The organism is Methylocystis sp. MJC1, from assembly GCF_026427715.1.
GTDB lineage: Bacteria > Pseudomonadota > Alphaproteobacteria > Rhizobiales > Beijerinckiaceae > Methylocystis.
In genome coordinates this window covers 2,250,074-2,270,487 of the sequence record NZ_CP107558.1, presented here as the reverse complement: position 1 = coordinate 2,270,487, position 20,414 = coordinate 2,250,074, and the positions used below count along the sequence as shown (strand labels likewise).

General features: G+C 62.3%; 18 protein-coding genes. 10 read left to right on the top strand and 8 right to left on the bottom strand.

Annotation, left to right across the window (positions count from 1 at the left end; all coding sequences use genetic code 11):
• Positions 1 to 43 precede the first annotated feature (43 nt).
• Both OGR47_RS11110 and OGR47_RS11105 read left to right on the top strand, forming a co-directional pair.
• Positions 44 to 424, top strand: coding sequence for a very short patch repair endonuclease (locus OGR47_RS11110; RefSeq protein ID WP_253948109.1), 381 nt, complete (start codon positions 44 to 46; stop codon positions 422 to 424).
• Positions 425 to 545: 121 nt separating this feature from the next.
• Positions 546 to 857 (top strand): hypothetical protein, encoded by a 312-nt coding sequence (locus OGR47_RS11105; RefSeq protein WP_165049097.1) that lies wholly within the window; start codon positions 546 to 548, stop codon positions 855 to 857.
• A 133-nt stretch (positions 858 to 990) separates the two neighbouring features.
• Here the strand turns inward: OGR47_RS11105 and efp are convergent, their stop codons facing one another.
• A complete protein-coding gene (gene efp, locus OGR47_RS11100; protein ID WP_165049201.1) occupies positions 991 to 1,560 on the bottom strand; it encodes an elongation factor P in 570 nt (189 codons plus the stop codon).
• Between the two features lie 261 nt (positions 1,561 to 1,821).
• On the opposite strand from efp, the gene epmA reads away from it, so the two are divergent.
• Positions 1,822 to 2,862, top strand: coding sequence for an EF-P lysine aminoacylase EpmA (epmA, locus tag OGR47_RS11095; protein WP_165049095.1), 1,041 nt, complete (start codon positions 1,822 to 1,824; stop codon positions 2,860 to 2,862).
• A gap of 70 nt (positions 2,863 to 2,932) precedes the next feature.
• On the opposite strand, the gene OGR47_RS11090 is transcribed toward epmA, so the two are convergent.
• The gene (locus OGR47_RS11090; RefSeq protein ID WP_165049093.1) at positions 2,933 to 4,513 is read right to left on the bottom strand and encodes a hypothetical protein; all 1,581 of its coding nucleotides are present in this window, start codon (positions 4,511 to 4,513) and stop codon (positions 2,933 to 2,935) included.
• A 199-nt stretch (positions 4,514 to 4,712) separates the two neighbouring features.
• Between OGR47_RS11090 and OGR47_RS11085 the strand changes: the two genes are divergently transcribed.
• Positions 4,713 to 5,786, top strand: coding sequence for a lysine-2,3-aminomutase-like protein (locus tag OGR47_RS11085; RefSeq protein ID WP_165049091.1), 1,074 nt, complete (start codon positions 4,713 to 4,715; stop codon positions 5,784 to 5,786).
• Between the two features lie 62 nt (positions 5,787 to 5,848).
• Complete coding sequence (locus tag OGR47_RS11080; protein ID WP_165049089.1) at positions 5,849 to 8,578, top strand: DUF3772 domain-containing protein; 2,730 nt, start codon at positions 5,849 to 5,851, stop codon at positions 8,576 to 8,578.
• A 172-nt stretch (positions 8,579 to 8,750) separates the two neighbouring features.
• Here OGR47_RS11080 and OGR47_RS11075 read toward each other — a convergent pair whose 3' ends face one another.
• Complete coding sequence (locus OGR47_RS11075; protein WP_165049086.1) at positions 8,751 to 9,581, bottom strand: alpha/beta hydrolase; 831 nt, start codon at positions 9,579 to 9,581, stop codon at positions 8,751 to 8,753.
• Positions 9,582 to 9,838: 257 nt separating this feature from the next.
• Between OGR47_RS11075 and OGR47_RS11070 the strand changes: the two genes are divergently transcribed.
• The 4 genes from OGR47_RS11070 (at position 9,839) to OGR47_RS11055 (ending at position 15,677) form a co-directional block, all read left to right on the top strand.
• Positions 9,839 to 10,546 carry a L,D-transpeptidase gene (locus tag OGR47_RS11070; protein WP_165049084.1) on the top strand — a complete coding sequence of 236 codons (708 nt, stop codon included), beginning with the start codon at positions 9,839 to 9,841 and terminating at the stop codon, positions 10,544 to 10,546.
• 251 nt (positions 10,547 to 10,797) lie between these two features.
• Positions 10,798 to 12,216, top strand: coding sequence for a glutamate--tRNA ligase (gene gltX / locus OGR47_RS11065; protein WP_165049198.1), 1,419 nt, complete (start codon positions 10,798 to 10,800; stop codon positions 12,214 to 12,216).
• A 414-nt stretch (positions 12,217 to 12,630) separates the two neighbouring features.
• Entirely contained in the window at positions 12,631 to 13,917 is a 1,287-nt protein-coding gene (locus tag OGR47_RS11060) for a citrate synthase (RefSeq protein ID WP_165049082.1), read from the top strand.
• Between the two features lie 278 nt (positions 13,918 to 14,195).
• Positions 14,196 to 15,677, top strand: a complete 1,482-nt coding sequence (locus OGR47_RS11055; RefSeq protein WP_165049196.1) for a YcjX family protein — start codon at positions 14,196 to 14,198, stop codon at positions 15,675 to 15,677.
• A gap of 132 nt (positions 15,678 to 15,809) precedes the next feature.
• Here OGR47_RS11055 and OGR47_RS11050 read toward each other — a convergent pair whose 3' ends face one another.
• Positions 15,810 to 16,559, bottom strand: a complete 750-nt coding sequence (locus OGR47_RS11050) for a hypothetical protein (RefSeq protein WP_165049080.1) — start codon at positions 16,557 to 16,559, stop codon at positions 15,810 to 15,812.
• A 183-nt stretch (positions 16,560 to 16,742) separates the two neighbouring features.
• Here OGR47_RS11050 and OGR47_RS11045 point away from each other — a divergent pair, with 183 nt between their 5' ends.
• On the top strand, positions 16,743 to 17,690 hold the full coding sequence (locus tag OGR47_RS11045; protein ID WP_165049077.1) for a hypothetical protein: 948 nt from the start codon (positions 16,743 to 16,745) through the stop codon (positions 17,688 to 17,690).
• Between the two features lie 201 nt (positions 17,691 to 17,891).
• On the opposite strand, the gene OGR47_RS11040 is transcribed toward OGR47_RS11045, so the two are convergent.
• The 4 genes from OGR47_RS11040 to OGR47_RS11025 form a co-directional block, all read right to left on the bottom strand.
• Complete coding sequence (locus tag OGR47_RS11040) at positions 17,892 to 18,257, bottom strand: 2Fe-2S iron-sulfur cluster-binding protein (RefSeq protein ID WP_165049075.1); 366 nt, start codon at positions 18,255 to 18,257, stop codon at positions 17,892 to 17,894.
• A 74-nt stretch (positions 18,258 to 18,331) separates the two neighbouring features.
• The gene (locus tag OGR47_RS11035) at positions 18,332 to 18,697 is read right to left on the bottom strand and encodes a 2Fe-2S iron-sulfur cluster-binding protein (protein WP_165049073.1); all 366 of its coding nucleotides are present in this window, start codon (positions 18,695 to 18,697) and stop codon (positions 18,332 to 18,334) included.
• 8 nt (positions 18,698 to 18,705) lie between these two features.
• Positions 18,706 to 18,996: a ferredoxin family protein gene (locus tag OGR47_RS11030; RefSeq protein WP_165049071.1), complete on the bottom strand. Its 291-nt coding sequence runs from the start codon at positions 18,994 to 18,996 to the stop codon at positions 18,706 to 18,708.
• A gap of 62 nt (positions 18,997 to 19,058) precedes the next feature.
• Entirely contained in the window at positions 19,059 to 20,366 is a 1,308-nt protein-coding gene (locus OGR47_RS11025) for an FAD-dependent oxidoreductase (protein WP_165049069.1), read from the bottom strand.
• Positions 20,367 to 20,414 lie beyond the last annotated feature (48 nt).

Genomic DNA, 20,414 nt, shown 5'->3' with positions numbered 1-20,414 from the left:
TCGTATGAATGCAAAAGAATCCCCCGCCCAACGCTCCGCCATCATGCGCGCGGTCAAATCGCGCGACACGACTCCCGAGCTGAAAGTCCGCGCCTTGCTGCGAGGCTTCGCGCCCGGCTACCGCCTGCATCGCAAGGACATCACCGGCAATCCGGACATCGCTTATGTCGGCCGCAAGCAGGCGATCTTCGTTCATGGCTGCTTCTGGCACGGACATGATTGCGCGCGCGGCGCCCGTATGCCGAAGGCCAACGCGGATTACTGGCGGGCGAAAATCGCGCGCAATGTCGCGCGTGACGCGGCGCATCGGGCGCGTCTGACGGTGCAGGGCTGGCGGGCGCTCATCGTGTGGGAATGCGAGATCAAGGACCAAGCGGCGTTGGAGCAGAAGCTGCGCGCTTTTCTCTTCGGAGCCGAGACATGACCGCCGTCGAGCCGCGAGCGCTCGAATTTTAGCGACTTTATTTCGCGCATCTTCACGACCCCCTTTGAAGATGCGGGATTACCAGCACGCTCTTTGGGAAAACTAAGCGCAGGCAAACGCCATGTTCATCGTATCCTCGACGCGGTTCGGCATCAGCCAGATCCCGACGGCCTATGCGCAGTTCTCGGCCGCCATCACGCGCGCGGCAATCGCAAAAGGCGCTCCCGCGGATCGGTCTCAGATTTACGAGGTCGCGGCGGCAAGCGCCGGCGAGGCGATCTCAGCCATGAATGAGGGGAGGGGCGTCTTTGTCGACGCCTTAGCGCAGGCCGCTCCTGTCGCGGCGGAGGAGCAGAGCGCAAATGCGGCCAAGGCGGAAATCGTGGCGGCGATGACCTCGGCGCTGCTGGCGAAGAGCGCCGAACGCGGGTAAGGCCGGCTTCAACAGGCGCTTGTCATTCCAGGCGGGCCAAAGGCCCGACCTGGAATCTAGAACCGAGAAAGCGCTAGTTTTGCTCTGAATTCCCGATCGCGCGCTCGCGCGCGTCGGGAATGACAGTCGATCATCAATCCTTTGCGCGCTCGACGTAGGAGCCGTCTTCCGTTTGGATGACGACGCGCGTGCCGGACTGGATGTGCGGCGGCACCATCACGCGGGCGCCGTTGGCGAGCTTGGCGGGCTTATAGGAGGAGGACGCCGTCTGGCCCTTCATCGCCGGCTCGGTCTCGACGATCTCGAGCGTCACGCGCTGCGGCAACTGGATCGCGACGCACAGGCCGTTGAACATGGAGAGGATGCACTGCATGCCTTCCTGCAGCCACTGCGCCTGATCGCCAATGACGTCGCCCGGCACGGCGATCTGCTCATAGCTCTCCTGATTCATGAAGTGATAACCGTCGTCGTCATTGTAGAGGAAGCTGAAGTCTTGATCCTCGACGAAAGCGCGCTCGACCTGCTCGGTGGTCTTGTAACGATCGGAAACCTTCACGCCATCGGAGAGGCGGCGCATGTCGATCTGCGTCGTGGGCGTGCCCTTGCCGGGGAAAAAGCTTTCTGCGGTCAGCACGACATAGAGATTGCCGTCCTCACGCTCAATGATATTGCCCTTGCGAATCGAGCTGGCGATGACTTTCACAGGTTCGGTTCCTTCATTGCCGGCGCGCCGGCTCGCGTTCATTGCCGGCCTCGGCCGGGCTGGTCTATGAACGGGGTAAGACCATATTTCGCGCGCGTCGGCAAATCCGTCCGCCGGATCGCGTGGCGTCCCGCAAGAGCGCATTCCGCAAAAGTTGAATAGACTTTTGCGACAAGAATGCGCTCCAAATTCTTGACTTGGCGCGATTTCTTGTCGCTCGCACGATCCCGTGCGAGCGGAAAGCGCGCTAAAGGAGTCCTCATGACGCGCGTTTCGCCCTGGTGGGCTCGGGATGTTTACGCCGATCGCAAGCCCTTTCTCAAGGCGCGCGGCGCAATAACGGCCGCGACGCGGCGTTTTTTTGAAGGGGAGGGCTTTGCGGAGATCGAAACGGCTGCGCTACAGGTTTCGGGCGGCAATGAGACCCATCTGACCGCCTTCTCCACGGAGATGATCGGACAGGACGGCGTGCGTTCGCGGCTTTATCTCCACACCTCTCCCGAATTCGCCTGCAAGAAACTGCTCGCAGCGGGTGAGGAGCGGATTTTCACTTTGGCGCGGGTTTTCCGCAATCGCGAGCGCTCGGCGCTGCACCATCCCGAATTCACCATGCTCGAATGGTATCGCGCCGGCGAGCCGACCTTTCGCATCTATGAGGACTGCGCCGGGCTGATGGCGGCGGCGGCGCGAGCGGCGGGGACGCGCGATTTCTCCTGGCGCGGGCGGGTCTGCGACCCCTTCGCGGAGCCGGAGATCGTCACGGTCTGCGAGGCTTTTGCGACCCACGCCAGCATTGATCTGGAAAAGCTCCTGGGCGATCGCGAGGGACTGGCGAAGGCCGCCGCGCGGGACGGCATTCGTGTCGCCGAGGACGACACATGGTCGGACCTCTTCAGCAAGATCTTGTCCGAGAAGGTCGAGGAGAAGCTCGGGAGCGAGCGGCCGACGATCCTGACCGACTATCCCGCCAGCGAGGCGGCGTTGGCTTGCGTGCGCGCCGACGACCCTCGCTTCGCTGATCGTTTCGAGCTGTATGTGTGCGGGGTTGAGGTCGCGAATGGCTTTGCCGAGCTAACGGACCCCGCCGAGCAGCGGGCGCGCTTTCAGGCGCAGATGGTGGAGAAAGAGCGGATCTACGGCGAGCGCTATCCGATCGACGAGGATTTTCTGGCGGCGCTCGGCCAGATGCCGCCGGCCTCGGGCGTGGCGCTTGGCTTCGACCGGCTCGTGATGCTTGCAACCGGGGCGGGGAGGATCGAGCAGGTGCTATGGACGCCTGTGTCTGAGCAGGGGACGGTGTGACGCTCTACGGACCGCGGGCCTTCAGGCCCGCATTTTTCAGCGCGCCTGAAGGCGCGCGGTCCGGTTTTTCTCACGGGGCCACGTAATTTTCGACGGTGTGCTCCGCGATGAACTGCATCAGCGGGATTTTGTCGAACGGCGCGCCGGCGGCGAGGTCCCGGCCGACGACCGCGAGCGCGCGCCAGACTGGATGGAGTGGATTCTCGGCGTGCAGCGACAGAGCGGTGAGCGCGCATTGGCGCGCCCAATAATCGCGCCGCCCCGGCAGATAGGATTTCAGGACGGCCTCGGCGCGGCGCTTCTTGCCTTTCACCTTGGCGAAGAGTTCATCGATCTTCGGTCCGTCCTCGAACCATGCCTGAGTGTAGTCACAGGCTGCTGCGGCGGCATGCGCCGTCACATGGGCGTCCGGCCGGTCGTCGGTCGCTGGAAATTCCGAGAGTAAGCGATCGATGATCTGGGCCGGCGTGCTCGCGTCCGGCGTCAGCGGCGGGAAATCGAAAGTCTCGGCCGCATGGGCCAGCTCGAAGGGCGGCAGCGTACCCGCCGCGAGATTCTCCGCCAGCGCCAGCGACAGAATCCGCAGCAGCAGCGGGAATTTTACTTCCGACAGATGCGCCGCGAGCGACATGTCCTGAAGAAGCAAATCGAGCTCATGCTTGGTCATGGGGTCCGAGGCCATGACGTTGAATACGCCCTTCTCGCTCAACATGAAGAGCACGGCCTGAAACTTGGCGCCCTCCTTCTTCACAGCGACCAGCGTGCGCGCGCCAGCGGCGTCGCAGACCGAGGCATAGCATTTGTGCAGCTTCACGTTGGTCTTGCTGGCGCCGCCGATCTCGGGCTCGGTCTTCATCGCCGCATCGACCCACGCCTGCCGCTGCGGCGGGAGCCAGGGTCGCATCCGCGCGAGCAGCCTGTCCCGGTCTTTGTCTTGCGCCCGCGCTGCAAGATTGCTGAGAGCAGCTTGCGCAAGCGCGGCGTCCGGGTGGAGGGCGAAGCCCGCAATCGCGCCATCCATGGCCGGATGGCCGATAGACGCAATTTCGGTCAGGCAACGCAGGGCGTCTTCCGACGGGAAAAGCGCGAAAGTCTTGCGCAATTGCTCATGCGCGCCGAAAAGATCGAGACCCGATTTCTCCACCACCTCGGCGAGGCCGGCTCCCAAGGCTGTGACGCTGCCGATGGCCGGCTGATCCTGCAATCTCGCGACGACCGCCTGCTTCAGAGAGTCCGGCGCCTCCAGTTCCGCCTCGATCAGGACTCGCCCGAGGAGCATGAGGTCGTCGACCGCCAGCTCCTCCACCTCCGCGGCGCCCTCGACAAGTTCGCGGATCTCCTCCAGTTGGCGGCGGGCTGCCCGGTCTCCGCCGTTTGCCTGGATACGCAGGTCGATTAGGGCGTCGATGGCCGATTGCGAAAAATCCTCCCTTTCGGCGTCGTCCATCTCCCCTTCGACGCAGGCGGAGATGAAGTCGTCGAAAAGATCGGCTGCTTCCTCGTGACCCCAGGTCGCGCCGCCGGACGTCTCGATGAAAGCCGCAAGGTCCTCCGGGTTGAAGCTGTTCAGGAGTTCCTGCAATTGCGCTGACTTGTCGGGCGTGCGGCCATTGCTCTTTGGCGCGCCAGCGGCTTTCTTTTTGCGGCTCATCGGGCTTTCTCCGTAGGCCTAATGTCACGCCGGGAGAAAGGGCTCGCAACCACGCTGAGTGATTGTCCCCATCGATTTTGACGGCGTTCCGGCGCGGACCGCGCCCGCTTTTTCGAGCGAGCCTAAGGCTCGCGGTCCAACCGCCCCGCCTGTCCTGATACTATTGCGCAACCGCGCGGCGGCGCTTAATCCGGCTGCTATGGCATTACAACACGATCCGCGGCCGGCGCAGCCCGCAAGGACATTGGCGTCGAGCGCCGATCTCGCTTCCGCAGGGCTTATCCCCGCAGGGCGCGCCGCGGCGCTTGCAGAGGTCGAGACCCGCTACAGCGTCGCCGTCACGCCGCAGATCGCGGGGCTGATCGACCCAGCTGATCCCGCCGACCCGATCGCGCGGCAATTCCTGCCCGACGCGCGCGAGCTTGTGACTCTGCCGCAGGAATTGACCGACCCCATCGGCGACGCGGCGCGCAGCCCGGTTCCGGGCGTCGTGCACCGCTACCCCGACCGCGTGCTGCTCAAGCTTCTCACCGTCTGCCCGGTCTATTGCCGCTTCTGCTTCCGCCGGGAGAGCGTCGGGCGCGGCAAGGGCGATCTGCTCGGCGAGCCCGAGGTCGAGGCCGCGCTGGATTACATCGCCGCCACGCCGCAAATCTTCGAGGTCATTCTCACGGGCGGCGATCCGCTGATGCTCTCCGCCCGGCGTCTGGCGCAAGTCGCGCGGCGGCTCGCGGCGATCCCGCATGTCGCCGTGTTGCGCGTTCATACGCGCGCGCCGACCGCCGCGCCCGATCTCGTGACGCCGGAGCGGCTCGCCGCGCTGCGGGCGAGCGGCAAGGCGCTGTATGTCGCCTTGCATGTCAATCATGCGCGGGAGCTTTCGGCCAACGCCTGCGCGGCCATCGCACGCTTGCGCGCTGCGGGGGCGACGCTGCTTTCGCAGACCGTGCTGCTGGCGGGGGTCAACGATGACGCCGCGATCCTAGAGCAGTTGATGCGGGCTCTCCTCGCGCAGGGCGTGAAGCCCTATTACCTGCATCACCCCGACCTCGCGCCCGGCACGGGTCATTTCCGTTTGAGCATCGCGGCCGGCAAGGCCATTCACGCCGAGCTGGCGCGCCGCATCACCGGGATAGGCCTCCCGTCTTATGTGCTCGATATTCCCGGCGGCTTCGGCAAAACCCCCGTATCCGCGATGGAGCCGGACGAAACGGGGGGCTGGCGCGTCGTGGATCGGGCGGGGCGCCTGCATCTCTATCGCGACGATCTCTAAAATCGCCTCAAGATTGTCGCGATTCGAGGCTTTGTCGCAGTTTCGCCTTCCGGAGAGATGCGTTGCGCAGACTGACGCTTATACTTTTGCTGTGTTTCGGCGCGCTGGCCTCGGTCGTGGCGCGCGCGGATGAAACCGCGACGACGACGATCGAGCATTACAATGCCAGGCTCGACCGCGCCCACGCCAATTTGGAGAGCGCGCAAAAAGGCTTAGAGGATCCCAATCTAAACGACCGGACCCTCCGCCAATTGCGCGACCGGGTCGATCCGCTGCGCCAGGAGTTCGAGGATATCATCGAGGCGCTCACGCCGCGCCTCGCCGCCATCGACGCGCGGCTGAAGGCGCTGGCGCCGACCGAGACCACGGCAGAGCCGTCGGCCCAAACGAAACCTCAGCCTCAAGTCCAGCCCGCCCAGGCTCAGCCCGCGACCCCGCAAGCCGCGCCGCCACCGGCGTCGCCAGCAAAGGCGTCCGCGTCTCCGCCTCCCGCGCGACCCGGCGCGCCAAAGCAAGAGCCGAAGCCCGATCCGGTTAAATCACAGCCGCCTCCCGCCGAGGCCGCGCAGGCGCAGCCGACGGCGCCCACGCCGGAGCAGCGGGCCGCCTCGGCGGAAGCGAGCGTGAACGCCGAGCTCGACGAGCAGCGTAAGCTTTATGACGCCACGGACGCGACCTTGAAGCGCGCCCGCTCCCTGCTGCTCGAAACCCGTCAGCTGACGGTCGCGATCGTCGCGCGGCAACGCGCGCTTTTCGCAAAGACGGTCTTCCTGCGCACGAAGAGCCTTTTCTCCGTCGATCTCTGGCGCGACGCCGCAACGGACGCCCCGGGCGCCTATGCCGCGGCGGAAAGCTTTCTGCGGGATCGCGGCGCCAATTTCATTGCCCGGACGGAGGGCCATCGCCTGCAGCTGATCGCCTTCGTCCTGGCGATCCTGCTTGCGCTGCCGCCGGCCTTCCTGCTGGCGCGCCGCGTGTTGAGGCGCAATCACGACGGCGTGAAAGTCACGCCCATGCGCCGCGCCGCGGCGGCCGGCTGGACCGCCCTCGTCGCCGCCGCCGCGCCGATTGCCGCCGTGGCGGCATTGGGCTCGGTCCTCGAAGCCTATGATCTACTCGACTCCACTCTGGAGCCCCTGGCCGAGCGGCTTTTCGAGGCGGTCGCGCGGGTGGCCTTCATCTACGGCGTCGCGCGCGCCGTTTTCGCGCCCGCGCACCCCGACTGGCGTGTCATCGATCTCGGCGATCGCCTTGCTGGATTGTTTGTCCGCCTCTTTGTGGTGGGAACGGCGGCCTTTTCCATCGCGCGGGTTCTCGAGCAGATCGAGGAGACCGTGCAGGCAAGCCTGCCGCTCGTCATCGTGACGCGCGGGCTGAGCGTGATGATTCAGGCGGGCCTGCTCCTGTGGGCCCTCGTGGCGATCGCGCCCCGGGAAGGGGAGGCGTCGGAGGGCGCCGGAAAGAGGCGCGACTGGCTCGTCGCCTTGCGCCTGTCGGGCGCCTTGATGCTCGTTGTCATCCTCGGCTCCTGTGTCGCCGGCTATGTGACCTTCGCCAATTTCATGATTCTGCACGCGAGCTGGATCGCGGCGGTCGCCTTTGTTCTCTATGTCGTCGTCGTCCTGGCGGCGGGCGGCGTGGAGCACGCTTTCTCCGCCGAGGGGCTGCTCGGCCGCGGCATGATTGACGGATTGGGCCTCAAGCGGGAGCAGCTCGCGCCGGTCGGCGTGCTGCTTTCTGGCATTGTGACGCTCGTCGCCTGGGGCGCCGCCGCGCTGCTCGCCATCGCGCCTTTCGGCTATTCGTCGAATGACATTCTCGCCAATCTCTGGAGCTCGTTCGTCTCCTTCAAGATCGGCGACGTCACCATCTCGCCTTCGGCGGCGCTGACGGCGGTTGCGCTGTTCCTGCTGGTGCTGGCGGCGGCGCAGGGGTTGCGGCGCTGGCTCGATACGCGCCTTCTGCCCCTGACCAGGCTCGACACCGGTCTGCGCAGCTCCATCAGCGCCACGCTCGGCTATGCCGGCGTCATCGCAGCGGCCATGACGGCCTTGTCGAGCATCGGCATCGGCGTCGAGAAGCTCGCCATCGTCGCGGGCGCGCTGTCGGTCGGCATCGGCTTCGGCCTGCAATCCATCGTCAATAATTTCGTCTCCGGGCTGATCCTGCTCTGGGAGCGCGCCATCCGCGTCGGCGACTGGGTCGTGGTCGGAGACGAGCAGGGCTATGTGCGTCGCATCAACGTGCGCTCGACAGAGATCGAGACCTTCGACCGCGCGACGATGGTGGTGCCGAACTCCAATCTCGTCACCGGCGTCGTGAAGAACTGGCTGCGCGGCGATCGGGTGGGGCGCATCAAGGTGGCGCTCTCTCCCCATCCCGGCGTCGATCCCGAGCAGATGCGCGACATCATGATCGCCGCCGCCCGCGCGCAGGAGGGCGTGCTGCGCATCCCCGCGCCGCAGGTGATGTTCCTCGGCATGGAGACGACCGCGTTCAAATTTGAGCTTTGGTGCTATGTCGAGGACGTCGAGAAATCCTCGCGCGTGCGCAGCGATCTGCATTTCGATCTGTATCGCCGGCTCAGCGAGGCGGGAATAAAGATCGCGGCCGAGCCGGCGCCGCCGACGAAGACGATCCTCCAGCTACCCGAGCTCGACAAGCTCGCCGCCGCCGCTGCAGCGAGCGCGCTCGCCATCGAGGCGGGGATCGTGCAGCTTTCTTCTCCGGACGATTCCTCGGTGGACCAGGCGCCGGCGGAGGAGCGGGAGAGCGATAAGGTCGACGCCTAATACGCGATCCGCTTGATTGGTTTGGTGTCATTCCCGACGCTCGCAATGCGAGCGATCGGGAATCCAGAGCAGAATCAGCGCACTTGTGGCTCTGGATTCCCGGTCGGGCTTCTAGCCCGCCGGGAATGACACCCCCCAAAGCGAGCTGTTCAAGCGGAAATGGTGTAACAGGTCAGTTAAGTCCCTTCGCGTTTCCGCTCATGACCCCATTGCGGTCGTTGACGTTTGCCGATAGCAGCCCGTCAGCGATGCAGCGGAGGGCATTGCTGACGGCATGGTTGGGCTCATTCCTTGTAGAAGGCAGGGCCCATCGCAGTGCATCTGGCAGCGTAGAGCTCCAAGCTGCGAAGTCGTGCCCTCCATCAAATTCGACATAACGAGGTTGGTAGCCGTGTCGCAGCAATGCGTCTCGAAATCTCTTCACGGCTTCGATCTGGGAGACTGTCTGCAAAACGCCCTCTTTGTGCAGAACGTTGTCCTGTGTCTCTTGCAGACCCACATCCAAGTGAAATTCTGTTTTTGGCTTGGGATCCAGTTTCTCGAAATAGTCGATAATCCAACAATCGTTTGACCAGAACGAGCCGGACTGCGCGATCACCTTCGTGAATCGAGAGGGATTCATCATCGAGACATAAGCCGCGGCCAAACCGGTATAGCTGAGCCCCGCGATCACACGCTCCCGGGCTTCGAGTGCACTTGGATAGGCGCTCTCCAACCAGGTAAATAATTCGTCTTCGATGAACTGAGCGAACGGAGAATAGCAGGGGCACTCCACCCACCGGGATGCGGCGCTTTCCATTGAGACAAAGACAAAAAGTGAACTATCAATGTCACCCTTGGACTCAAGGGCGTCGATGATCGATATCGCCCCAACACGATCGCGGTAAAGCTCCGCATCCAGAAATACCGTCACGTTGGTGGCCCTATGCTCCGGTTCACGGACCCATACCGCCCGCTCATTCGCAAGATGGATGCTCTTCAAAATGTGCTGTGTTTCTTTCATTTTTTGCCCAGCTTGGGTTAGCGGACATTGATGTCGTTTCAATTCCCGTTGTCGGTGTATTTCCCATCTGAAACTACTATGCGGCCGTATTGCGGAGGGCCGCTTTTTACGCATAGCAGTCATCAGGGCAGGGCGGCTCCTGCCTCATCTCCACCTTGCCAATCGAGCCGTGAGACGGCAATCTCAGCTCAGCAAAGGCGTAGCGTTTTCTGCCCGAGTACTCTCTGGCCGGGCGACAGGAGATGGGAAAGTCCAAAATGATCGTTGACGAAGGAATTGCCGAGGCCGGCGAAAGCAACGAGGGAGCTCTGCTCGGGCTTCGGTCCGGGCGTCTCAGCCGCCGGTCGTTTCTGTCCGGCTCCGCCGCCGGTCTCGGCGCGCTGGGGCTCGCCGGCTGCGTGTCCGACGACATGGGCCGCGCCGAGGCGGCGAAGTTTTACGCGGCTGTGCCAAACGAGAAATTCCCGATCCCCGCGGTCGATATCGGCAAGATCAATCCGAAATATTTTCGCCAGACAGTGCGCTACGACACCAAAGAGGCGCCCGGCACGATTATCGTCGATCCCCGCAATTACCACGTCTATCGCATCGAAGGCGACGGAAAGGCCACCCGTTACGGCGCCAATGTCGGCCGGCCTGGGTTCCTGTGGAGCGGGGAGGTTTATGTCGGGCGCAAGGCCGAATGGCCCATCTGGACGCCGCCCAAGGAGATGATCGCGCGCCAGCCGGAGGCGCGCCAATATGCCCGCGGCATGCCGGGAGGTCTGGACAACCCGCTCGGCGCCCGCGTGCTCTATCTCTATAGGAACGGCGTCTACACGGTCTATACGATCTACAGCACCAGCGACCCCGAGACGATCGGCACCGGCGTCACCAGCGGCTGCACCGGCCTCCTCAGCCAAGACATGATCGACCTTTATTCCCGAACGCCGATCAAGACGAAGGTGGTCATGCTGCCAGCATAGCCAATGGCGTCGACGTCAGAGGCGTAAATGCGGGCCTGAAGGCCCGCGGTCCGGGCCGCTATGGACCGCGAGCCTTCAGGCTCGCATTGCAAGAATGCGCGTGCTAGAGGGGCCCTCTCGAAATTCGCGACGACCCCGTCATTGCGAGCGACGCGAAGCAATCCAGGGCAGTGATGGCCGCTCTGGATTGCTTCGTCGCTTCGCTCCTCGCAATGATGGGCGTCGTCGCTCCGCTGGATCATCGCCGCCCCATGTCCGAGGTCGTCACCCGCTTCGCCCCGTCGCCCACCGGCTTCCTGCATATCGGCGGGGCGCGCACGGCTTTGTTCAACTGGCTCTACGCCAAGCGCCATGGCGGGCGGATGATGCTGCGCATCGAGGACACCGACCGCGAGCGCTCCACCGAGGCGGCGATCGAGGCCATCATCGACGGCATGAAATGGCTCGGCCTCGATTGGGACGGCGACGTCATCTACCAGTTCTCGCGCGCCGCGCGTCACGCCGAGGTGGCGCATGAGCTGCTGGCGAAAGGCCTCGCCTATCGCTGCTATGCTACGCCGCAGGAGCTCGAGGAAATGCGCGAAAAGGCGCGCGCCGAGAAGCGCCCGCCGCGCTACGATGGCCGCTGGCGCGATCGCGATCCTTCGGAGGCGCCCGCCGGCGCGCCTTTCGTCGTGCGCATCAAGGCGCCGGAGGCGGGCGAGACGGTAATCGAGGACGCCGTGCAGAGCAGGGTGGTCTTCCCCAACAAGGACCTCGACGATTTCATCCTGCTGCGTTCCGACGGCACGCCGACCTATATGCTCGCCGTCGTCGTTGACGACCACGACATGGGCGTCACGCAGATCATCCGCGGCGACGATCACCTCACCAACGCCGCGCGGCAAAAGCACATCTATGAGGCGATGGGCTGGCAGACGCCGGCTTTCGCCCATATTCCGCTCATTCACGGGCCGGACGGCGCCAAGCTCTCCAAGCGCCATGGCGCGCTCGGCGTCGACGCCTATCGCGCCATGGGCTATGTGCCGGCGGCGCTGCGCAATTATCTCGTGCGCCTGGGCTGGAGCCAGGGCGACAAGGAGTTCTTCACGCAAGCAGAGATGATCGAAGCGTTCGATCTCTCCCAGGTGCATCGCTCGCCGGCGCGCTTCGATTTCGTGAAGCTCGAAAATATGAATGGGCATTATCTGCGCGACACGCCCGACGACGAGCTGTTCCAGATTTTGGTCGACACGCTGCCTTATCTCCAGGGCGGCGAGGCGGTGCTGGCGGCGCTCGACGATCATAAGCGCGCCCAGTTGCGCGCGGCGCTTGCGGGCCTGAAGGCGCGCGCCAAGACGCTCAACGAGCTTGTCGACGGCGCCGGCTTCCTCTTTGTGCAGCGTCCGCTGCCGATGGACGAGAAGGCGCAAAAGCTCCTCTCGCCGGAAGCGAAATCGCGCCTCGCCGCGCTCGGGCCGAAGCTTGCGGCGTTGACCGAATGGAGCGCCGCGGCGACCGAAGGCGTCGTGCGCGATCTTTCGGTTGAACTGGGCGTGAAGCTCGGCGACCTCGCGCAGCCCTTGCGCGCCGCGCTCACCGGCCGCGCGACCTCGCCGGGCATTTTCGACGTGCTCGAAATTCTCGGGCGCGACGAGAGCCTGGCGCGCATCGCCGACCAAAGCGAGTGAGAAAGCACTAAGCCGGGCGTGAGCCCATCCCTCCCCTTTACGGGGAGGGTGGCCCTGCGTAAGCGGGGTCGGGTGGGGTCAGCGTTCAACGATTGTCGTGGCGGCGTGAGCCTCACCCGGCGTCCTATGGACGCCGACCTCCCAGTAAAGGGGAGGTATTTGGGGCTAACGACGCCAGGCTGTTGCTTGCTCGATCGGCTTGTGCGCCTGTCCGCGCACAGGCCCTCGTAAGCTTCAAAGCTTGACAGTCTTCGCGGTAGCGGTAACCTTTTTGCGCTGCACAAGAGGTCGTCCCCGCCCTAGATGTGCAAAAAACCAAAGGCCTGCCGGCATCGCGACGTATTTATAAGAGAACGTCGCGGCGGCTGGGGGACGGCGCCGCCGCGCGTCCGGGCCGACTAACGAGGGTGCGCAATGGCCGACAACAAGGCTTCTTTCTCAGTGGGCGGCAAAACCATCGACCTTCCGGTCATGGAAGGCACGATGGGACCGTCCGTCATGGACATCCGCAGTCTCTATTCCGAGACCGAGATGTTCACCTTCGATCCCGGCTTCACCTCGACCGCCTCCTGCGAATCGAAGATCACCTTCATCGACGGCGACGAGGGCGTGCTGCTCTATCGCGGCTATCCGATCGAGCAGCTTGCCGAGCACGGCGACTTCCTCGAGACCTGCTACCTGCTGCTCTACGGCGAGTTGCCGACGGGCGCGCAAAAGGCCGATTTCGATTATCGCATCACGCGCCACACGATGGTGCACGAGCAGATGGCCCGCTTTTTCCAGGGCTTCCGCCGCGACGCGCATCCGATGGCGGTGATGGTGGCCTCGGTCGGCGCGCTCTCGGCCTTCTATCACGACTCGACCAATATCGCCGATCCGGTCGAGCGCATGGTCGCCTCGACGCGCATGATCGCCAAGATCCCGACGCTGGCGGCGATGGCCTATAAATATTCGATCGGCCAGCCCTTCGTTTATCCCAAGAACGACCTCGACTATACGTCGAACTTCCTGCGCATGTGCTTCGCCGTGCCTTGCGAGGAATATAAGGTCAATCCGGTTCTCTCCCGCGCGCTCGACCGCATCTTCATCCTGCACGCCGATCACGAGCAGAACGCCTCGACCTCGACCGTGCGCCTTTCGGGCTCCTCTGGCGCCAATCCTTTTGCCTGCATCGCGGCGGGCATCGCCTCGCTTTGGGGCCCGGCGCATGGCGGCGCCAATGAGGCCGTGCTCAAGATGCTCTCCGAGATCGGCACGCCGGACCGCATTCCGCAGTTCATCGCCCGCGCCAAGGACAAGAACGATCCCTTCCGCCTGATGGGCTTCGGCCATCGCGTCTATAAGAACTACGATCCGCGCGCGAAGATCATGCAGCGCACGACCCGCGAGGTGTTGAACGAGCTGGGCGTCAAGGATGCGCTTCTCGATGTCGCGCTCGAGCTCGAGCGCATCGCGCTGTCGGACGACTATTTCATCGAGAAGCAGCTCTATCCGAACATCGACTTCTATTCGGGCATCACGTTGAAGGCGATGAACTTCCCCGTCGCCATGTTCACGGTGCTCTTCGCCGTGGCGCGCACGGTCGGCTGGATCGCCCAGTGGAAGGAAATGATCGAGGATTCTGGCTCCAAGATCGGCCGCCCGCGCCAGCTCTACACGGGCGAGAAGCGGCGCGATTATGTGCCGATGTCGAAGCGGTGATTGCTGAGCGAGGGATGGGAGGCAGGGCGTTGCTTTTCGCCCTGCTTTCGCTTGTCGCTTCGTAAGCGACACAGCGTCGCGGGCTGTTTGTCCTGAGGTCCGTCATTGCGAGGAGCAAAGCGCCGCTATAGCTGGGCTGGATTGCTTCGCCGCGCTCGCAATGACAGCGCTGGTTGGAAAAACTCACTCTCCGCCATCCGCTCTCCCAAATTGGCGGCTCTTGGATTAGATGAGGTTCCGTCTCGCCTCTTCCCGGAGCCGCCGTGCCTTCCTCGCAAATGTCCGATCTTTGGTTCGAGACCCGGGTCGCCGCCGAGAGCCTCGCCGATTTCGTCTCGGGCGCCCGCCTGCGGCTCGGGGTCACGGGCCTGTCGCGCTCAGGCAAGACGGTTTTCATCACCTCTCTCGTTCATCATCTGACGCGCGCGCTAGCGGCCGGTCGTAAGGCGCATCTGCCGGTCTTTCGCGCGCACGCGGAAGGCCGCATCACTTCCGCCCATCTCGATCCTCAGCCGGACTTCAACGTCCCGCGCTTCGCCTATGAGGAGCATCTCGAGGCGCTGACGAGCGGAGACGAGCGACATTGGCCGCAATCGACGCGCCGTATTTCCGAGCTGCGCGTCGCCATCGAGTTCAAATCGAACGCCTGGTCTTTGCGCCATATCGGCCAGGAGAATGCGCGTCTCGACATCGACATCGTGGATTATCCGGGAGAATGGCTGCTCGATCTCCCCTTGCTCGGCAAATCCTATGCACAGTGGTCGCATGAGACCCTTGAGGCGGCGAGCGCGGCGGCGCGCGCGCCGATCGCCGCCGAATGGCGCGGCGCGACCGTCGGCGTCGACCCCAAGGGGCGTTACTCGGAGCCGACCGCCCAGAAGCTGGCGCGGCTCTTTACCGAATATCTGCGGCTCGCCAAAACCGAGCGCTTCGCGCTCTCGACCCTGCCGCCGGGGCGTTTTCTGATGCCTGGAGATCTCGAAGGCTCGCCCGCGCTGACCTTCGCGCCATTGCCGGTGGAGGAGGGGGAGGAGCTGCCCTATCGCAGCCTCGGGCGGGAGATGGAGCGCCGCTACGAAGCCTATAAGACTCACGTCGTAAAGCCCTTCTTCCGCGATCATTTCGCCCGACTCGACCGGCAGATCGTGCTGGTCGACGCGCTCGCGGCTCTGAACTCCGGCCCGGCGGCGGTGCGCGACCTCGAAAATGCGCTCACCGACGTGCTGAACGCGTTCCGCACCGGCCGCTCCAATCTGCTCTCGACGATCTTCCGGCCGAAGATCGACCGCATCCTGTTTGCGGCGACAAAGGCCGATCATCTCCATCATACGAGCCACGACCGGCTGGAGGCGATCCTGCGCCATCTCACCGGCCGCGCCATTGCGCGGGCGGAAGGGGTCGGCGCGGAGATCGATGTGATCGCCATGGCCGCGGTGCGTGCGACGCGCGAAGCCGTCGTGCGCCACGAGGGCGAGAAGCTGTCCGCCATTGTTGGAACGCCGATCGAGGGCGAGCGCATCGGCGACGACGTCTTCGACGGCACTGCGGAAGGCGCGATCTTTCCCGGCGAATTGCCCGACGATCCGAAAGCGGTGTTTCGCGGAGACGCTTTGGCGCTCGACGAGGAGGAAGCCGAATTCCGCTTCCTGAAATTTCGTCCGCCGGTCGCCAAGCTCGGAAAGGATCGCGAGCCTTTGCCGCTCCCCCATATCAGGCTCGATCGCGCGATGGAGTTCCTGGTCGGCGACAAGCTGGTTTGAGGCTGCGTTACTTAGTCTCGAACGCGGGTGCAGACACACGCATGCTCGGCTGACATCGCGACAACTAAAATTCCGGGCAGTGAGCGTAGGACGCCTGTCGCGTCCTACGCTTTTGCATCTCTCCTCGCTCAATCAGGCGGCGATGACCGTCGTCGCGAGCTTAGCCATTTCGGTCTCCATCTTTATGAGATCGGGGAGGATCTGAATGAAAAAACTGCCCGTTTTATTCAGCGCGTCAATAATGTCGTCATGACGCGCCCCCTGTCGATCCATCATATGCCATTCGATGACACCGTTCTCGTGCAAGGAGACAGACCACCAGGAATGGTTGACGCCGGGCGCATCGCCCTGTGATCCGGCATCGAGGGATTTCAGCTCAGTGAGCTCGACGTTACGAAAAACAATGTAATCCCACGCATCCGTCCCACGAATTTCGGCAGAGACTGTGTTCTGGCCACCGATCGACTTGAGGCGCAGAAGCATTTTGTTTGCGCCGCCATAGCTCCACGGCACAGCCATATTTTCAGGCCTGACGATTGTGGGGTCATCCGGGCCACGTCGAGGAGCGACATCAAGCCATTGCTCCCTGTCATAGGTAACGCCATTGACGGTCGGGTGACGCCCATCATCAATGCAAACACTCAAAGACGCAGTCGGATGATTATTACGGATTTCAGATATCCACGCGATTGCCATTTCATGCCCTCTGCAAACAACGGATATATTTTTTGAGGCCTCGCGGGAAAGAAATAAGATCAATGAAGTTGCCGTAAATGGCGATTTTTGAAACGATCTGCGCTTGAAAAAGCGATAGTCTGAAGACCGCCCGAGCGAGCAGGGCGAGGGGACAAAGAAACAGCGCAAGGGCTTTTTGGATCCCACTGGATTTTGATCCTAAAAAGCTCGTAGCGCTCGATGAGCCCAGAAGCGAGCCGACGTCGCGAGCGAGAGCGAGGCGGGCCGAAAGATAGCGACGCGACCCAGAAATCCTCGCGCCGAGACGGCACTCGGTCGATAAGTGATTTGCATGATTTCCGAGTTAATTTCTTCAATTGAGTGGTGTCGATGAAACGTATTTCAGAAGAGCTTCTTTCGCGTGCGAGAGCGTTGATGTTGCATCCAAATTTTTACCGATCAAGGACGATTTATTCGGAAATAATCTACAAAATGCACAGTGGCTCGAATGTGGCTCGCTTTCTCGTCAATGAGACAGCAAGATCGCTTATAGCAAACATTTGCATTTATCTGGATTCTTACCTCGACATCGACGATGTCCGGTCCGGGCTCACAATACGCAAGATGCAGAATATCTGTGCTGAACGGCGCGTGGCGAGCAGGGGGCGTGTGTTCGCCTTCGTCAAGATGCTCGAGCTTTCCGGTTATCTTGAAAGCTGCTCCGCCGCAGACAAGCGCTACCGTTTCCTCAGGCCAACGCAAAAGCTGCGAGGCTATCGCGCTGAGCTGATGGGAGCCATTTATGCCGCGCTAGATCAAATCATGCCGAGAGGAGGCTATGTGCGATTGGGTTCCGATCCCGCAGTCGATCTCCAAGTCATGAGGATTGCGGCTGACGACTACTTCAATGGAATTCTATTGCTCGAGTGGCATCAAGACATATTGATGTTCGCAGATCGCGACGGCGGCTATCAGTTCCTGCTCGAACTGTTGCGAGAGGCCAATTTTTTCGACGAGCCACACGCGTTTTGTCCGCAGATCGACGTGTCACTATTCAACTTGAGTCTTCGATTGGGGCTATCGCGCAGCCATATGCGAAAGATCTTAAACGACGCAGCGCGCGCAGGATTGCTGTGTGTCGACAATAAGCCAAAATATAAAATCACGCTGAACGCTCGCTTGCTCGAGGCATTCGACGAGCATGTTGCGTTACTTATCGCTTACTACGCGGATATTATCGACAATCGGCTGGGCGTGCCTCGTTTTGATCCAGTTCGGGATGTCACAGCGAGCGAAGCGAAGCAAACAAGAGCAGTTAAAGGAGATCCAGTTGGTTAGCTCGGCGTATCCCGATGCTTGCGCAGCGAGCGATCGGGACTCCAGAGCAAACCAGCGCTTTTGCGACTGTGGTTTCCCGGTCGGGCCTTCGGCCGCCTGGAAATGCGACTCGTTTGAATGTAAACGGTGTTGCAGCGGCCCTGGATTGCTTCGTCGCTGCGCTCCTCGCAATGACGGGGCTGGCTTTATAAATGCCTCTTCTTACGTGCTACCCGGCCTGCCGGTGAACTTCACCAATATATCCTCGTGGCCGATGACATATTGACAGGCGAGCCGATACCGCGGCGCGATCTCGTTGATCTCGGCGCGACGGATTTCTTCCGGCGTGATTTTCCCCACCGCCGCGAGGCGCGCTTTTTCCTTGTCGGTCAGCCGGGAGCCCATGGTTTTGCCGGAGAGCGCCAAGACGTCCACGACACAGACGCCGCATTCGCCGTCACGGCATGTTCGCGGCAAGGGGATCTTGTTCTCTTCCGCGACACTAAGAATGCTCGAGGCGTCGCCTCCCGCCGTGAAGACAGTGACGGACCGCTGCAACAAGGGCGATGAGAAAGTGACGTTTGGCATAACGTTCTCTCAGCCGGTGAAAACCGACGGTCGTGTGACCGCCGGTTCGTGAAAGCGTCGCGGCGCTTCGGGCGTCAGGCGCCGCCCGGTTCGCCGCTGAACTTCACCAGAATATCTTGGTCGCGGACAATATACTGACAGGCAAGGCGATATTTTGGCGCCACATCTTCCACTTCGGCCAAGCGGATTTCCTCGGCGGTGATTTTGCCGAGCGATTTGAGCTGGGTCTTTTCCTTCTCGGTCAGAAGCGAGCCCATGGTCTTTCCCGAAAGCGTGACCACCTCGATGAGACAGGAGCCGCATTCGCCGTCGCGACAATCATGCGGGATCGCAATCTTGTTCGCATCGGCGACGGCGAGGATCGTCGAGGTGTCGCCCGCGATCGCATAAACAGTGACGTTCTTATGCAACAAGGGCGACTGGAAAGTAACATTGGGCATGGCGCTTCCTATCCGAATTTGAACAGCACGCCGAAACCGCCGCGCGGGTAGTTCCAGGTGATGTCGCCGGACGCTTCGCACAACACCCGACAGGTGCCGCATTCGAGACAGCCGTCCGGCGTGATTTCGACCTGCCCCGAACTGGTTTCAGAATAGCAGCCCGCCGGGCAGATGTGAGTCATCGCCAGGAGATTTTCAGAGGGTTTTTCGTGCGGACGAATGGCGATATGCGGCTTGCCGGCGTCCACGAGGTAACGATTTTGGTAGAGTTTTTCCTCAACTCGGGCGGCGAGGGACATGGGATTTCTCCTCTCGGAATGTTCTTTCCTCTGCTACGCAAGAACAACGCCAACTCGATGCGTCAGCGCCAGGCGCGCGCAAGCTTCCATGCGTCGCCAAAGAGGCCCGACCATTTGCGTTCCTTTATAAAGGCGCCAATGGTGGCCTTCTCCTTGTCTAACTTCGGCGTGCCGTCGACGCGCAGGAAATTCTCCATGGCCTTCGAGACGAGCTGCGGATAGGCCAGGAAGTAATTTTGCGAATTGGCGTGCAGAAGCGCCGGCATGTCCTTGTATTTCTTTAGGTCCTTCATGACGAAGCTGTCGTCGAGGAGCTTTTTGTAAAGCGCCAGATTTTGCTTCGTCATAGCCTCCTTGCGCGACTTGATCTGGAAGATCGCTTCGCCCGCGAGGCGGCCCGAGGTCAGCGCGAGGTTGGAGCCTTCGCGGTGAATGGCGTTGTTGAGCTGCGCGGCGTCGCCACAAACCACCCAACCATCGCCGAAAAGCTCCGGAATTGTGTTGTACCCGCCCTCGGGGATGAGATGGGCGGCATATTCCTTCACTTCCGAGCCTTCGAGCAGTGGTTTGATCGAGGGATGGTTCTTGAAGGCTTCCAACAGGCCGTATGGCGTATCTTTATTTTCAGCAAAGTCAGAAACCAGACAACCCATGCCGACCGAAATGCTCTCCTTGTTGGTGTAGACGAAGCCCATGCCCGTCATGCCCTTTGAGATGACGCCCGCCGCCTCGACGACGACGCCTTCGTCGCCACGCAGATTGAAGCGCGCTTCGATCGTTTCACGCGGCAGGAAGTGCATTTCCTTCACAGCCAGCGCGACATGTTCGGGCTTCGGCGATGCGCGCAGGCCGGCGCGCGTGCCAAGCAGGCCGTTGACGCCTTCGCACAGCACGACGACATCGGCGAAAATGGTGCCACCGCGACGGTCGGTGCGCACGCCGATGACCTTGCCGTAAGCGTCGCTCACGAGCTCCATCACCGTCGTTTCACAGATGACGATCGCGCCTTGCGCCTGCACTTCCTTCGAGAACCAGCGGTCGAATTGCGAACGAACGATCGTGTAGCGGTTCGGCTTGTCCTCGTTGAAGTCGTCGTTGCGATATTGCAGGGCAGTGTGGGAGCGATCGCCCATCATCCAGAAACGCTGCTCGACAAGATGGCGCTCGAGCGGCGCCTCCTCGCGGAAGTTCGGGACGATCTTCTCGACCATATCGGCGTAAAGGATCGCGCCTTGGACGTTCTTCGAGCCGGGATATTCGCCGCGCTCCAGTTGCAGCACTTTGAGGCCGCGGGACGCCATGGTGTGCGCCGCGGCGTTGCCGGCCATTCCGGCTCCGATCACGATCGCGTCGAATCTTTCTTCGATCATGGCAGTCTCCATTCACATGCAACCGGCGCCACGCCGGATAATTTCGAA

Coding starts and splice junctions, on each gene's coding strand:
- OGR47_RS11110 (WP_253948109.1), top strand. CDS start 44: ATGCGCGCGGTCAAATCGCGCGACACGACTCCCGAGCTGAAAGTCCGC.
- OGR47_RS11105 (WP_165049097.1), top strand. CDS start 546: ATGTTCATCGTATCCTCGACGCGGTTCGGCATCAGCCAGATCCCGACG.
- epmA (WP_165049095.1), top strand. CDS start 1,822: ATGACGCGCGTTTCGCCCTGGTGGGCTCGGGATGTTTACGCCGATCGC.
- OGR47_RS11090 (WP_165049093.1), bottom strand. CDS start 4,513: ATGAGCCGCAAAAAGAAAGCCGCTGGCGCGCCAAAGAGCAATGGCCGC.
- OGR47_RS11085 (WP_165049091.1), top strand. CDS start 4,713: ATGGCATTACAACACGATCCGCGGCCGGCGCAGCCCGCAAGGACATTG.
- OGR47_RS11075 (WP_165049086.1), bottom strand. CDS start 9,581: ATGAAAGAAACACAGCACATTTTGAAGAGCATCCATCTTGCGAATGAG.
- OGR47_RS11070 (WP_165049084.1), top strand. CDS start 9,839: ATGATCGTTGACGAAGGAATTGCCGAGGCCGGCGAAAGCAACGAGGGA.
- gltX (WP_165049198.1), top strand. CDS start 10,798: ATGTCCGAGGTCGTCACCCGCTTCGCCCCGTCGCCCACCGGCTTCCTG.
- OGR47_RS11060 (WP_165049082.1), top strand. CDS start 12,631: ATGGCCGACAACAAGGCTTCTTTCTCAGTGGGCGGCAAAACCATCGAC.
- OGR47_RS11055 (WP_165049196.1), top strand. CDS start 14,196: ATGTCCGATCTTTGGTTCGAGACCCGGGTCGCCGCCGAGAGCCTCGCC.
- OGR47_RS11045 (WP_165049077.1), top strand. CDS start 16,743: ATGAAACGTATTTCAGAAGAGCTTCTTTCGCGTGCGAGAGCGTTGATG.
- OGR47_RS11040 (WP_165049075.1), bottom strand. CDS start 18,257: ATGCCAAACGTCACTTTCTCATCGCCCTTGTTGCAGCGGTCCGTCACT.
- OGR47_RS11035 (WP_165049073.1), bottom strand. CDS start 18,697: ATGCCCAATGTTACTTTCCAGTCGCCCTTGTTGCATAAGAACGTCACT.
- OGR47_RS11030 (WP_165049071.1), bottom strand. CDS start 18,996: ATGTCCCTCGCCGCCCGAGTTGAGGAAAAACTCTACCAAAATCGTTAC.
- OGR47_RS11025 (WP_165049069.1), bottom strand. CDS start 20,366: ATGATCGAAGAAAGATTCGACGCGATCGTGATCGGAGCCGGAATGGCC.